Source organism: Desulfoscipio gibsoniae DSM 7213, from assembly GCF_000233715.2.
GTDB classification, from domain to species: Bacteria; Bacillota; Desulfotomaculia; order Desulfotomaculales; family Desulfallaceae; genus Sporotomaculum; species Sporotomaculum gibsoniae.
On record NC_021184.1, the window covers coordinates 2,685,206 to 2,697,658 of the forward strand.

At 51.2% G+C, this 12,453-nt stretch carries 13 protein-coding genes; all 13 read right to left on the reverse strand.

Annotated features, from left to right (window positions below; genetic code table 11):
- Nucleotides 1-76 precede the first annotated feature (76 nt).
- Nucleotides 77-457 (reverse strand): prepilin-type N-terminal cleavage/methylation domain-containing protein, encoded by a 381-nt coding sequence (locus DESGI_RS26100; RefSeq protein WP_006521784.1) that lies wholly within the window; start codon nt 455-457, stop codon nt 77-79.
- A gap of 120 nt (nt 458-577) precedes the next feature.
- The gene (locus DESGI_RS12670) at nt 578-1,819 is read right to left on the reverse strand and encodes a hypothetical protein (RefSeq protein WP_006521785.1); all 1,242 of its coding nucleotides are present in this window, start codon (nt 1,817-1,819) and stop codon (nt 578-580) included.
- Between the two features lie 37 nt (nt 1,820-1,856).
- Nucleotides 1,857-2,345 (reverse strand): type II secretion system protein N, encoded by a 489-nt coding sequence (locus DESGI_RS12675; protein ID WP_006521786.1) that lies wholly within the window; start codon nt 2,343-2,345, stop codon nt 1,857-1,859.
- A 27-nt stretch (nt 2,346-2,372) separates the two neighbouring features.
- Nucleotides 2,373-2,903, reverse strand: a complete 531-nt coding sequence (locus DESGI_RS12680) for a type IV pilus inner membrane component PilO (RefSeq protein ID WP_006521787.1) — start codon at nt 2,901-2,903, stop codon at nt 2,373-2,375.
- Nucleotides 2,903-3,619, reverse strand: coding sequence for a PilN domain-containing protein (locus DESGI_RS12685; RefSeq protein WP_006521788.1), 717 nt, complete (start codon nt 3,617-3,619; stop codon nt 2,903-2,905). The genes DESGI_RS12680 and DESGI_RS12685 overlap by 1 nt, the downstream gene beginning before the upstream one ends.
- A gap of 5 nt (nt 3,620-3,624) precedes the next feature.
- Nucleotides 3,625-4,647 carry a type IV pilus biogenesis protein PilM gene (gene pilM / locus DESGI_RS12690; protein WP_006521789.1) on the reverse strand — a complete coding sequence of 341 codons (1,023 nt, stop codon included), beginning with the start codon at nt 4,645-4,647 and terminating at the stop codon, nt 3,625-3,627.
- Nucleotides 4,644-4,874 carry a hypothetical protein gene (locus DESGI_RS12695; RefSeq protein WP_006521790.1) on the reverse strand — a complete coding sequence of 77 codons (231 nt, stop codon included), beginning with the start codon at nt 4,872-4,874 and terminating at the stop codon, nt 4,644-4,646. Before DESGI_RS12695 ends, pilM begins: the two co-directional genes overlap by 4 nt.
- On the reverse strand, nt 4,875-6,086 hold the full coding sequence (locus tag DESGI_RS12700) for a type II secretion system F family protein (RefSeq protein ID WP_006521791.1): 1,212 nt from the start codon (nt 6,084-6,086) through the stop codon (nt 4,875-4,877). It lies immediately after the preceding gene.
- Nucleotides 6,087-6,186: 100 nt separating this feature from the next.
- A complete protein-coding gene (locus DESGI_RS12705; RefSeq protein ID WP_006521792.1) occupies nt 6,187-7,272 on the reverse strand; it encodes a type IV pilus twitching motility protein PilT in 1,086 nt (361 codons plus the stop codon).
- Nucleotides 7,269-8,954, reverse strand: a complete 1,686-nt coding sequence (locus DESGI_RS12710; protein WP_041284885.1) for a GspE/PulE family protein — start codon at nt 8,952-8,954, stop codon at nt 7,269-7,271. Before DESGI_RS12710 ends, DESGI_RS12705 begins: the two co-directional genes overlap by 4 nt.
- 565 nt (nt 8,955-9,519) lie before the next feature.
- The gene (gene aroB / locus DESGI_RS12715) at nt 9,520-10,614 is read right to left on the reverse strand and encodes a 3-dehydroquinate synthase (RefSeq protein WP_006521794.1); all 1,095 of its coding nucleotides are present in this window, start codon (nt 10,612-10,614) and stop codon (nt 9,520-9,522) included.
- Nucleotides 10,615-10,681: 67 nt separating this feature from the next.
- Nucleotides 10,682-11,200: a shikimate kinase gene (locus tag DESGI_RS12720; RefSeq protein WP_006521795.1), complete on the reverse strand. Its 519-nt coding sequence runs from the start codon at nt 11,198-11,200 to the stop codon at nt 10,682-10,684.
- A 47-nt stretch (nt 11,201-11,247) separates the two neighbouring features.
- Complete coding sequence (gene aroC / locus DESGI_RS12725) at nt 11,248-12,423, reverse strand: chorismate synthase (RefSeq protein WP_006521796.1); 1,176 nt, start codon at nt 12,421-12,423, stop codon at nt 11,248-11,250.
- Between the last annotated feature and the right edge of the window lie 30 nt (nt 12,424-12,453).

Here is a 12,453-nt window from a genome sequence, read left to right on the forward strand (position 1 = left end):
TTCAAGACAGGAGGACCGTCCCCTTGTCTACATCCAATAAGATATGATGTTGGGAGCCTGGCACCATTCTGGCTCTCTATGGTAATACTACTTGTACTGAAGCAGAACCATTCCAATGAAAAACTTCCCAAGTACCACCATTATTGTTAACCGCCCATGGGTCATCAGCTGTCGCAGCAGCAGCTTTAATAATAGGAGTATTTACAAATTGCTGTATTTCAGTTGCTGTTGGGTTTGTCTTATCAACAGTAATATCTGACGACATTGCTATTGTTACTGCACTAAGTATTGTTCTTGCAGTTGCCTGATCTGCCTTTTGCTGTGCGCTAGTTATAACATTGTTATAAATCGGTATAGCAATCGCCACCAAAATACCAATAATAACCACAACCACCATCAGTTCCACCAGAGTAAAGCCTTTACGGTTCCTCAGCGCACGACAAATACTTCGATACATTTTTTCACCTCCTTTTCGAAAATCTCATCCCAACAGGGGCTAAAACATAAAAACACATCACACCAAATACGTTATACCGACCTACCCTCACTTTTAGACGTATTTAACCAAAAATTTTGGTTAAATTGTCTTTCTTATCTCATCAATCAAATCTTTAATCAATTGACTTTTATCCGGTGTTTCCTCCACCCAGAGCACATATTCAGGATTATCATTATCCCCGGAAATATTTCTGGATATATGCATTTTGGATACTGGTACACCTGACAAATCACTAAGTAAACTACGCATGGCGTTTAGCTTGCTATGGGCAGTTTCCCCGCCTTCTTTCAATACCGGTACCCTGGTTGCTTGACGGGTAACGTCCATGCTTACCAAAGCACTGCGCAGCTGGGCTTCCAAATACGGTGGACACAGCACCATCAATTCATGCCCGAACCGGTCATAATTGTAGGTAATAGTTTTAACTTCGCTAAAGCCAAATTCCGACAACCTATCCGCTGCATCACCAGCCACTATATTTTTCAACTGAAACACAAACACCTTGTTCTTGTTAGCGGCCTGGCTATCCAGCTGACTAAGCAGAGTTTGCACCTGATCCCAGCGGGAGAGCACTTCAGGGTCGAATACCAGCAACCGGTTATCCAGCAGTACGTAGCGCTTTAGTTCCACCCCGGCGCTGGCCAGTAGTTCCACTGCCCTTTCCGGAGATATCTGGTTCAGGGTGACGATTTTATGCTCCAGGGAAACCTGGTTTTCCATGTTGTCCACCGAGTAAATTACTTCCCGCACTTTTTTCACCGCTTGGACGGTGCCCTGCACCCAGATGGCGTTCTGGTTGGTGTTCACGGTGACAGAGGTCATATCCAGCCCCAGCTCGCCAAGCAGGCTCTTCATTTCAGATGCCGGTATGTAAAAAAGGTTAAACCTGGTTAGAATCATTTGGTTGAAAAAATCCTTTTTCAGTTTATCCGCCGGCCCAACCATGATAATCTGGCCATTTTGCAGGTAGGTCAGTCCCTGGGACTGGATGATCAACTCCAAAGCCTGCCTGGCGGTGATATTATCCGCCTGGAAGTTTATTTTAACGGGCTTGGGATCCAGCAGGATAATATTGGCGTTCATCTTAATGGCCAGCGCGGACAGCGCGTCCCTCAGATCCACGCCCCGCAGATCCAGGGATATCTTCTCACCGCTTTCATCGTAGATCCCCTCCACTGCACTGAGGGATTCACTAGTTGAGAACATTGGCACTGCATCACCGTCAGCATACGCCGGGCCACAGGCCAAGAACGTAAGAATAAGAAAAACAAGTGAAATAACAATACCATTAGTATGTTTATTTACATATAAGCAGGACATCGTTGTTATCCTCCCCTTCAACCAAGCACAATGCACATTACTTGGTGTTGCCCTGGAATTCCAACCGCATGGTCTGGGTGCCGGACTTCAAAACCACTTCGTCCCCGGTTATTTTGGCAACGGTCCAATCAGCGGTGATTTTTTCACCCACCCCGGCGATATAAGCGGTGCTGCCCGATTCAATAATGGCCAGACTGCTGTTGCCCCCCACGATAATTCCTTTTAAAGTCATGTTCCTGGCAAAGGGGTCCCGGGGCTCAGTGCCTGTATCCTCTATTTTTCGCTTGGTTTCCGGCAGATAGGTGGTAACGGCGCCGGCCGAAGCCTTTTGCTCTTTATCCGCCGCCATGCTATTTGGCTGTTGGGTCTGGTCCTCCGCGGCTCCATTGATAAAGCCGTAATTTAATTTAATTACCAAAACCAGCCCAACCAGGACGATAACCAGTAAAACTCCGCCCAATATTACGCTCTTTTTGTTTTTCTCTATAAACGAGGTAATTTGTTCCCTGGATATTTTACTTGCCATGCCTTACTGCTCCTTCCAGAGTTAACATTAGTGGGCGGTGTAAAAAGCGCTGGCTTTAACATCCGCTTTCAAACCGGTCTGGTCCTGACCGCCCTGGACAACCTTAACTTCATCGACCCGCAGGGCGCGCGGCCCTTCCTGCATTTGGTTAAAAAGGCTAAGAACACTGTAGTAACCGCCTTCAAAAGTCATTTTAAGGGGCATTTCTATATAATCCTTCCTGTCAACCCGCTTTTCAAAGCGGATTTGCTTTAGTTCTACGCCGGCATCCTCGCAGATGGTGTCGATATCCAGGATCAACAGGTCTTCTTGGGGCTCGGCGGGCAGCAATCTTTCCATGCTTTCAGCCTGCTCCTCCAGGGCAGCGGCTTGATCCCGAAGCTGCAGCAGCTCTTGCAACCTGGCCTGGGTCTGGTCAGAGGCCAGGCGCTCTTGCTGCAGCGCCAACCGGGCTTCTTTCAGCGCGCTCAGCTGGCTGTTAAATAAAAATAATAATAAAAGGGCGATAATGCCCAGGGCTAACAATAAAATGTTATGGCTGGAGAGCTTTTTATTCATCAACCGCCCCCCTCCTTTGCCGCTTGGTTTTGCTGGGGAGCGTCCTGCATAATATCAGCTTTTATTTCAAAACGGGCGGCAGGTTCCCCGTCCAGGGATTCTTCGGAGACAAACTGGCAGGTAATGCCGTTCAGGCCGGGTACTTTGCGCATTTCTTCCAGCCACCTGGCCACCGATACACGATCGATCGCGTAACCACGGATAGTTATCTCCCCCGTAACGACAGGGGCCGGCTTGGCTGGTGCATTATTTTGCCGGCTGCCTGGCGCAGCCTGCCCGCTGCCTTCGGCAGGGGCTGCCTGGTCGGCCGGGGCATTTTCCTTCCGGGTGTTGCTGCCCGGTTTGTATGCAGCTGAAAAGTCCGTAATCCAAACGTCCTGTGGTATGTACCGGCCGGTATCGGTCAAAATGCCCGCCCAGTCCGGCGGAACACCCACCGCTTGTTTGATGACCGTTGCCGTTTTTTGAACCTGGGCCTGCAGGGTGGCATACTGTTCCAGGGCGGGCATATGGCTTTCCAGGACTTGTCTTTGACTGGCTAGTTGGTTGGCTTCCCACCGCGCCTGTTGCGTCAAGACAAGCAGCGTACCGTAAAAAATCAACAGGAGCAACAGGGTCAGTCCCCCGGCGGTTAACAGCATACGGCGCCTGCGCTGCTGCTGCAGCCGCAGTTTATATTCCAAAGGGAGTAAATTAATATTAATATTCATATTCATATCTATTATTTTAACCCCCGCAGGGCCAGCCCGGTAGCAACAGCAAACTCAGAACCACTTTGTTCCCAATTAATCTTCCCGGCCTGCACCGGTGCGTGCAGTTTGGCCAGGGGATTAATAACCTCCACGGGCAAACCCAGGTCTTCCTGCAAATATTCAACAAGCCCCTGTACACAGGAGCCCCGGCCGCTGAGAATTATTTTGTCCACCGGGGGTGCCTGGTTTTGAGCCATGTAATAAGTGCTTGTGGAAACGATATCGCCGGATATGCCGGCAAACCATTCATCGAACCCGTTCTGCCGGTTCCCTTCTTCCAGGGTAACAGCCACCTGCTGTTCGGTTACGTCACCCGGCGGTATAAGCGGGCCACCGGTATATGAAGCCAGTGTGTTGGGCACCACCCTGGCAAAACGGGGAGCTCCTTCTATAACCAGCAGCAGCGTGGTTAAATCATTGGATATGTCCGCCAGGATCATATTTAAGACATGCTGATCCCGGGGCATGGTCCGCAATAAAGCCAGGGGAGAGGCGTCTATAATTTCCGGTATTAAAGACGCGGCGGACAAGGCTTCCAGGCTGTTATGCAGTAGTTCCTTCCGAATGGCCACCAGTAAAATTTCCAACTGGGGTCCGTTATCCCCGGTGGTTTCGCCCACCACGGCGTAATCAAAAATCAGTTCATCCAGTGGTATGGGGAAGTATTCATCAACTTGAAAACGCAGCGCTTTGAACAGCTTGTCTTCGGGAATTTTAGGGAGCTTGGCGAGGCGCATTAATAAACCTTTGTTGGTAATACCCATGACCACTTCCCGCTGGTCTATGCCCGATTTGGCCCACAGTTCTTTGATGGCCTCCGCCACCAGCTGCACATCCTTGACCGCCCCTTCAAGCACGGCCCCGCCGGGAATTTCTATCTGTCCCGCTGCAAACGGGACAGGTTTATGCACGGTTCCTTTTAACTCCATAACCCTGATGGACCCGTTGTCCAGTTCCAAGCCAACTGCGCCGGACGGTTTAAAAAGCCTCAACAGTACCACCTCCCCCGTTTCCTTTTGGTCATTTTAACATTTCGGCCTGGATCAAATCGTCCCTGCCATTGCCCCGGGCCGTAAAGATTAGCGAAGTGGTACACCAGTCTGCTGCCGGATTGCACCACCCGGGCGAGCTGTTCTTTATACCTGTTAGCTTGGTAAGCAAAAAATGCATCCATGCTTTTATCCAGTTCGTTACCTCTTAAACTTGCCGGGTCGGCCAATTATTTACCCCCGATAGACGTTACCACTGTAAATATCGGCAGGTAGACAGCAATTAGGATTGATCCCACGATACAGCCGATCAACATCAACAGCAGCGGTTCGATCATGGCGGTCAATCCCTTGGTCATGGTGGCCACCTCTTCCTCGTAAAAGTCCGCCACCCGTCCCAGTAGTTCCGGGAGCTGCCCGGTTTCTTCCCCCACCGCCACCATATTGACCAGCATGGGTGGAAACAGATCACTATTTTTCAAAGGTACTGCAATGCTTTGTCCTTGCATAATGCTGGCGCCGGCTTGCTTAATCGCGTTGGCCACCTGTATACTGCCGGACGCGGGACCTGCGGCTTCCAGGGCCTGTAAAACCGGAATACCCCCTCCCAGCAGGGTGGACAATGTACGGGCAAAGCGGGCCACGGTAACCTTATGAAATAGATCGCCAAATACCGGCACCTTAAATTTCAACCTATCCAGCGTCTTTTTACCTCCCTCGCTGGACATGTACACGCGTAGGCCCAGGACGGCCAGTATAACAGTAAGTATATATAGATACCAGTAACCGCGCAGGGAATCGCTGATACCCATCACAATTCGCGTCGCCAGCGGTAATGGTACATCTTCAGGGAAAAACCCCATAAATATGGGCACAATGAAAAACATCATCGCTAAAACCACGCAGATGGCGAAAATTATCACCATGATTGGGTACATAGTGGCGGAACGGATGTTGTCCCGCAGGTTTTTATCCCGGTCCAACTGCTCGGAGAGCCTTTGCAGCATTTCCTCAATCATGCCGCCCATTTCCCCTGCTTTGACCATATCCACGTACATGGATGAGAAAATCGCAGGGTGGGCACTTAGTGCCTCGGACATGCTTATGCCGCCTTCCACATCGCGAGCCACCTGACCCACGGTTTGCTGTAACACGGGGTTTTTAGTCTGTTCATGCAGCGTGTACAGGCAGCGGGTCAGCGGGATGCCCGCGGTGAGCATGGCGGTAAGCTGGCGGCTGAAAAAACTTATATCACCGATTTTAACCTTGCGCCGCAGGGCAAAGGTTTTGCCAAAAGTTGATTCTTTAACCTCCGTAACTTCAAGGACAATGTAGCCCATCTTTTGCAGTTTGGCGGCAGCCGAGAATTCATGCTCGGCCTCCAGCTTACCGTCTACGGGCTGGCCCGATTTATCCATAGCCTGATAAACAAATACCGGCATAACAAAACCCTACCTTGTTAATTACTTTAACTATCTATCTGATAAACAAAAATTACCCAAACAGAAAAGGACGGAAGCAAAAGAATCATCCCCTTGCTTTCTAAAAGGAAGTTCTGCGCAGGGCGCGTTCCAACTCCACTTTATCCACGGCACGGGCCAGGGCCATTTCCCTGGATATCTGGCCTGCCATACATAATCCGGCCAGGGCCTGGTCCATGGTCTGCATACCCAGATTGCGGCCTGTTTGCATCACTGTATAGAGCTGGTGTTCCTTACTTTCGCGAATTAAATTTTTTACCGCCGAGGTAGTGAGCAGCAATTCTATGACGGCCACCCTGCCCTTACCATCTGTCCTGGGCACCAGCTGTTGAGCAATGACACCCTGCAAGGAATCGGCCAGCTGCTGCCTGATCTGACTGCGCATGCCTTCCGGAAACACGTCAACAATACGGTGGATGGCCAGTGGCGCTGTCTGGGTGTGTAGGGTGGAAAAAACTAAGTGCCCGGTTTCAGCGGCGGTAAGAGCTATGGAGATGCTTTCGGTGTCCCGCATTTCGCCGATTAGAATAACGTCCGGATCATGGCGCAAGACGTGCCGCAGCGCAGCCGCGAAGGAGTGGGTATCGCTGCCCACCTCCCGCTGCTTGATGATGGATTGTTTGTTGCTGTGCAAAAATTCAATGGGATCTTCCACTGTGACAATATTCAGGGCGCGTTCCTCATTGATCTTGTTGATGATTGCCGCCAGGGTGGTGGACTTACCGCTGCCGGTGGCACCGGTGACCAGCACCATGCCCCTGGGCAGCCCGGCCAGGTCCGCCACCGCCGGGGGCAGGCCCAGGTCATCAAAACGGGGAATATTCATGGCCACCACTCGGAAGTTGACTGCCAGCGTCCCGCGCTGCCACATGATGTTGCCCCGGAAACGACTGACCCCGGGAACAGAATAAGAAAAATCCAGCTCCAATTCTTTTTCCAGTATTTCCCGGTGATTGAGCTCCAGGATGGGGAAAACCATGTCTTCAATATCCTGGGCTGTAAGACTAACCACATCCGCCATTTTTTCCAGTGTCCCGTTAACCCGCACCACCGGAGGTACGCCGGCGTTGATATGCAGGTCCGAACCATTCATTTCCACCGTTCGGGTCAGGATTTTGTTAAGGTCAGGCAATTGCTGCCCATTCATACGATCACCCTCATTATCTCTTCCAAGGATGTAATCCCCTTTTTAACTTTATCCAGGCCGTCTTGGCGCAGTGTCACCATGCCTTCGGCGATGGCCGCCTTTTTAATATCGCTGGCTGATTTGCGCTCCAACGCCATCTTCTGGATTGTTTCGGTGTTAAAAAGCAGCTCATATATACCTATCCGGCCTTTAAAGCCGGTATTGCCGCAGCGCATGCAGCCTACCGGGCGGTATAACTTTACCCTGGTTTCATTTTCGGCCAGTGGAAAACCGGATACCCTTTCCAACTGCCTCCGGTCTATCTCATAAGGTTCCTTGCAGTTGGGACACAGCACCCTGGCCAGACGCTGGGCCAGTACACATGCCAGTGCAGATGAAGTCAAGAAAGGTTCAATGCCCATTTCCGTAAGGCGGCTTACAGCCCCCGCCGCGTCGTTGGTATGCAGGGTGGAAAAAACCAGGTGGCCCGTTAGGGCTGATTCAATAGCCAGTTTGGCTGTTTCCTGGTCCCTGATTTCCCCCACCATGATGATATCCGGGTCGCTGCGTAGTATGGAACGAAGTCCCGAGGCAAAGGTCAGGCCGGCCCTGGTGTTGATTTGCACCTGGTTTACGCTTTCCATCCGGTATTCCACGGGATCCTCCACGGTTATGACATTCTTGGCCACCTTGTCCAAAGTAGCCAGACTGGCAAACAGCGTAGTGCTCTTGCCGCTGCCCGTCGGACCGGTGGCCAGTATACAGCCATAAGGCAGGTCTAAGACCTGTCGATACCTGCGCAGCATCTCGGGAGCCATACCCAGTTCTTCCAGGCTGATGATTTTGGCCGAGCGATCCAACAGCCGCAGGGTCAGGCGTTCGCCAAAACTGGCCGGCAGCGAGGCTACCCGGGCGTCAATGGGCTTACCTTCTATTGTCAGGGACATGCGCCCGTCCTGGGGTATGCGCCGTTCCGCGATATTCATGCTGGCCATAATTTTAATTCGTGATACCAGCGACGCGTGTATTTTACGGGGCAGCTGCATCATATCGTGCATCACCCCGTCAATCCGGAAACGCACCCGCAGGTAAGTTTCGTAAGGTTCGATATGTATATCGCTGGCCCTGGAGCCTACAGCCTGGTCCAGGATCATGTGGGCGATTTGTACGGCCGGCCTGGAAGTCTGGTCATCGGTTTCGATATTAATATTTTCTTCCTGCTGCTCTTCATCATTTAGATACTCAAAATCCAGGCCCACCCGGCTGTATTTTTCGATGGCCGCCTCCAGCTCACTATCAGGTACCACTACGGGCTTGATATCAAAGCCGGTCATAATCTGTAAGTCATCAATGGCCACGATATTATCAGGGTACTTCATGGCCACCACAAGCTTGTCCCCGTCAAAGGCTACGGGCAGAGCTTTATATTTTTTAAAAGCCGTCACAGGCATTGTTGCCACGGCAGCGGGATCAATAGTTATACTATCCAGGGTAATATAAGAACCACCCGCCCTTTTGGCGGTTACCCTGGCAATATCATCTTCGGTGCAATGCCCGTCTCTGACCAGTATTTTACTCAGACTATCTTCTTTGTTTGGGCTTGCTTTTTGTTTTTCCAGCGCTTGATCCAGCTGCTCCTGGCTAATCACGCCTTCTTTGACCAGACAGGTGCCCAACAGGTTTCTCGTTTGCCAATTCATCATAACCAGTTAACCCCATATGCAGTGTCAAATTGGAAGCTACTTAAACTTCAAGGTTTATGTATTTGTTTATAAATATCACTAATCCCCTAAAAATTCAAATTATTATTTATTTGAACAACAAATGCCTGATCCAAAATGCTACATTGTACCAATTAAGGAAAAATAAAAAAATCCAACTTAATAACAAGATGCTTATACAAAAGTAAACAGATAGTTTTGCTCACATAGATAGTTTAATTACTAACAAAATTTCATAATAACTAATGTTAAGTTAAAATATATCAATTTAAGGTAAATTCTCCTAAATGTATGGCATATCCTGCTTTTTAAAGTCTTTTATTAACGAAAAATATCTCCATAAACTAGAATTTATGGATCATGATGGCTATATGGCCATCTTTTATAAGTAGGTTTAAAAATAAAAATAAAAAAGCAACGCATCAGTACGTTGCTTTCCGTTCGGAATAAGACGTTCAAATATATATCCTACAAAATAATCTTTCGATAAATTACTATATTAGTATACAGTCAATAAGTGTGTTTTTAGCCCATTTTAATTTGAAATTCAATTATCTACGCGTGCCGCCTCAATAGCCCGACTGATATGTTCCTCCAATGTGTTGGGGTGAATAACCGCCCGGCCAACGGCCACCGGAATAATAAATGTTATAGCGCCGCCAACAGTCTTTTTATCCCCATACATGGCGGTGATAATATCCGGGGTGGCCAGCTCCGCCGGTACAGTGATGGGCAAGCCGGCCCGGCGCAATAAGCCGGTGATTCTGTCCGCCCCCTCCCGGGACAGCATACCCATATCCACCCCGAGCTGTGCCGCCACTGCAGTGCCTATGGCTACTGCCTCACCATGGGTGTAACGGCCGTAGCCGGCCAGAGCTTCAATGGCATGGCCCACAGTGTGACCGAGATTCAACATGGCCCTGGTGCCCTGTTCGGTTTCATCCTGTTCCACCACCCGGGCTTTGTTGATACAGGATTGTTCAACAACATGCGCCAGCGCCCCGGGTTCCAGTGCCAGCACTTGCTGTATATTATCCTCCAGCCATGTAAAAAACACAGCGTCGCCGATGATACCGTATTTAATCACTTCAGCCAGCCCGGACTGCAATTCCCGCCCGGGTAAAGTGGACAGCGTAGCAGTGTCTGAAATAACCAGCGCGGGCTGGTAAAATGCACCGATAATATTTTTGCCCCGGGGATGGTTTACAGCCACCTTGCCCCCCACGCTGCTGTCCACCTGGGCCAGCAATGTTGTGGGCAGCTGCACAAAGGGTACACCCCGCATATAGGTGGCCGCCACAAACCCGGTCAGGTCCCCAACCACCCCGCCGCCAAGGGCCAACACGGGTGAGCGCCGGTCCAGGCCTGCGGTAAAGGCACGGTCGTACAGCAGCTCTGCGCTGGACAGCGATTTGTACTGCTCGCCATCGGGCACCTCGACCGGGATTACTTCCAGGCCCGCCCGGGCCAGGCTGTCGGCCACCCGCCCGGCGTAAATTTGGCCCACCGTGTTATTAGTAACCAGAAGCACTTTGCGGCCAACGGGCAGAGCGGCCACCAACTCACCGGCGCGATCCAGCAAGCCGCTGCCTGTTATAATGCGGTAGGAGCGAGTGCCTAAATCAATACCGACTTCTTTCATTGTAGACCCCCATAAAGGCATTCTTTGCCAACGATAAAATAAATAAAAGATTATCATTTTAGATAATTTACAGGTATCCTTGTTGCTGTAAAAATTTTCTTATTTGGTTCAGCGCCTCATCAAAACTGAGCTTACCTGTGTCTACTGTCAACTCGGCAATTTCGTAGGAACTGTCCCTCTCTTTAAGCAGCCTGGTAATATTTTCCCACAGGTCGCCCCGGCTCAGCAGGGGCCGGCGCTTTTTGTTTTTTACCCGCTGCAAGATAATTTCGGGATCAGCCCGCAGGCAAATAAATATACCGTTTTGTTTAAGTAAATCCACGTTCTCCTGATCCAGCACCGTACCGCCGCCAGTGGCCACCACCAGCCCGGACTGGCCGGACAGTTTGCGAACCTGCAGTTTTTCCTCCGAGCGAAACCTGATTTCACCGTCTTTGCGAAAAATTTGCGCCACGGTTTTACCCGTTACCTTTTCAATGGCACTATCGGTATCGATAAATTTATAGCCCAGGCGCCTGGCCAGCCTCCGGCCCAGCGATGATTTGCCGGTACCCATAAAGCCAATTAAAATTATATTTTTTTTCATTAGTATCCTTTCCGGTTACTCTAAAAGCATCTAAATTTATGTCAAAATCAAAAACCTTTTGCATAATCGCGATACAGGCTTACTCTCTCCTTGATTTCCCGCATAGTATCGCCGCCGAATTTTTCCAGCACCGCCACGGCCAGTTCCCAGGCCGCCACAGCCTCGCCCACCACGCAGGCTGCGGGCACAGCGCAGGTGTCCGACCGCTCCACCGATGCCTCAAATGGCTGTTTGGTTTTTATATCCACGCTGCGCAGGGGTTTATACAGGGTGGGGATGGGTTTCATGGCCGCCCGCAGCAGCAGTATCCCGCCGTTGGACATACCGCCTTCAATGCCCCCGGAGTTATTAGTTTGCCTGTAAAAGCCCCGGCCGGGGTCATAAAAAATTTCATCGTGCAGCTCTGAGCCTCTGGTGGCCGCCGCGCTGAACCCAGCGCCCACCTCAACACCCTTGATGGCCTGGATACTCATCAGCGCACCGGCCAACCGGCCGTCCAGGGTGCGATCCCGCTGGGTGTAACTGCCCAGGCCCGGGGGCAGTCCTAAAACCTTTATTTCAAAAATACCGCCCAGGGAATCCCCCTCGGCTCTGGCGCGGTCTATTTCCCGCACCATGGCCCCGGCAGCATCGGGGTCAGCACAGTATACCGGAGATTGGGCCACCGCTTCGGCAAGTTTTCCCGCATCCTGGTGGGATGCATCCAGTGCTGTTCCAGGCGCCTTGACGCTACCTATTTGTACCACCTGGCCCACCAGTACAATGCCCAGTTCATCCAGCAGCCGGCGGGCTACTGTGCCTGCGGCCACCCGGGCCGCTGTTTCCCGGGCACTGGAGCGTTCCAGCACATTGCGCATGTCCTGGTGGCCGTACTTGATAGCCCCGGTTAAATCAGCATGCCCGGGACGTGGCCGCGTTACAGTGCGGGACGCCAGATCGGCCTCAGGTCCCGGCGCCATTACCCGGCTCCAGTTCTCCCAGTCCTTATTGGCCAGCACCAGCGTCACCGGCCCCCCCGTGGTCAGCCCTCCCCGCACTCCGGAGGTTATAGAGGCGTGGTCCTGCTCAATATTCATCCGGCCACCTCGCCCGTAACCGCCCTGGCGCCTGGCCAACTGTTTGTCTATGTATTCAGCCTGCAGGGACAGGCCCGCCGGTATACCGTCCAATACGGCGGTAAGCGAAGGGCCATGAGACTCCCCGGCTGTAAGGCAACGGAGCAATTAAATCATCCATCCTTTCTTAAATGCCTA

What these genes read in the sequence shown, in the direction of transcription:
- DESGI_RS12700 (WP_006521791.1), bottom strand. Translation starts at nt 6,086, where the DNA reads ATGCCGGTATTTGTTTATCAGGCTATGGATAAATCGGGCCAGCCCGTA.
- DESGI_RS12710 (WP_041284885.1), bottom strand. Translation starts at nt 8,954, where the DNA reads ATGATGAATTGGCAAACGAGAAACCTGTTGGGCACCTGTCTGGTCAAA.
- DESGI_RS12670 (WP_006521785.1), bottom strand. Translation starts at nt 1,819, where the DNA reads ATGTCCTGCTTATATGTAAATAAACATACTAATGGTATTGTTATTTCA.
- DESGI_RS26100 (WP_006521784.1), bottom strand. Translation starts at nt 457, where the DNA reads ATGTATCGAAGTATTTGTCGTGCGCTGAGGAACCGTAAAGGCTTTACT.
- DESGI_RS12680 (WP_006521787.1), bottom strand. Translation starts at nt 2,903, where the DNA reads ATGAATAAAAAGCTCTCCAGCCATAACATTTTATTGTTAGCCCTGGGC.
- DESGI_RS12685 (WP_006521788.1), bottom strand. Translation starts at nt 3,619, where the DNA reads ATGAATATGAATATTAATATTAATTTACTCCCTTTGGAATATAAACTG.
- DESGI_RS12720 (WP_006521795.1), bottom strand. Translation starts at nt 11,200, where the DNA reads ATGAAAAAAAATATAATTTTAATTGGCTTTATGGGTACCGGCAAATCA.
- aroB (WP_006521794.1), bottom strand. Translation starts at nt 10,614, where the DNA reads ATGAAAGAAGTCGGTATTGATTTAGGCACTCGCTCCTACCGCATTATA.
- DESGI_RS12705 (WP_006521792.1), bottom strand. Translation starts at nt 7,272, where the DNA reads ATGAATGGGCAGCAATTGCCTGACCTTAACAAAATCCTGACCCGAACG.
- DESGI_RS12675 (WP_006521786.1), bottom strand. Translation starts at nt 2,345, where the DNA reads ATGGCAAGTAAAATATCCAGGGAACAAATTACCTCGTTTATAGAGAAA.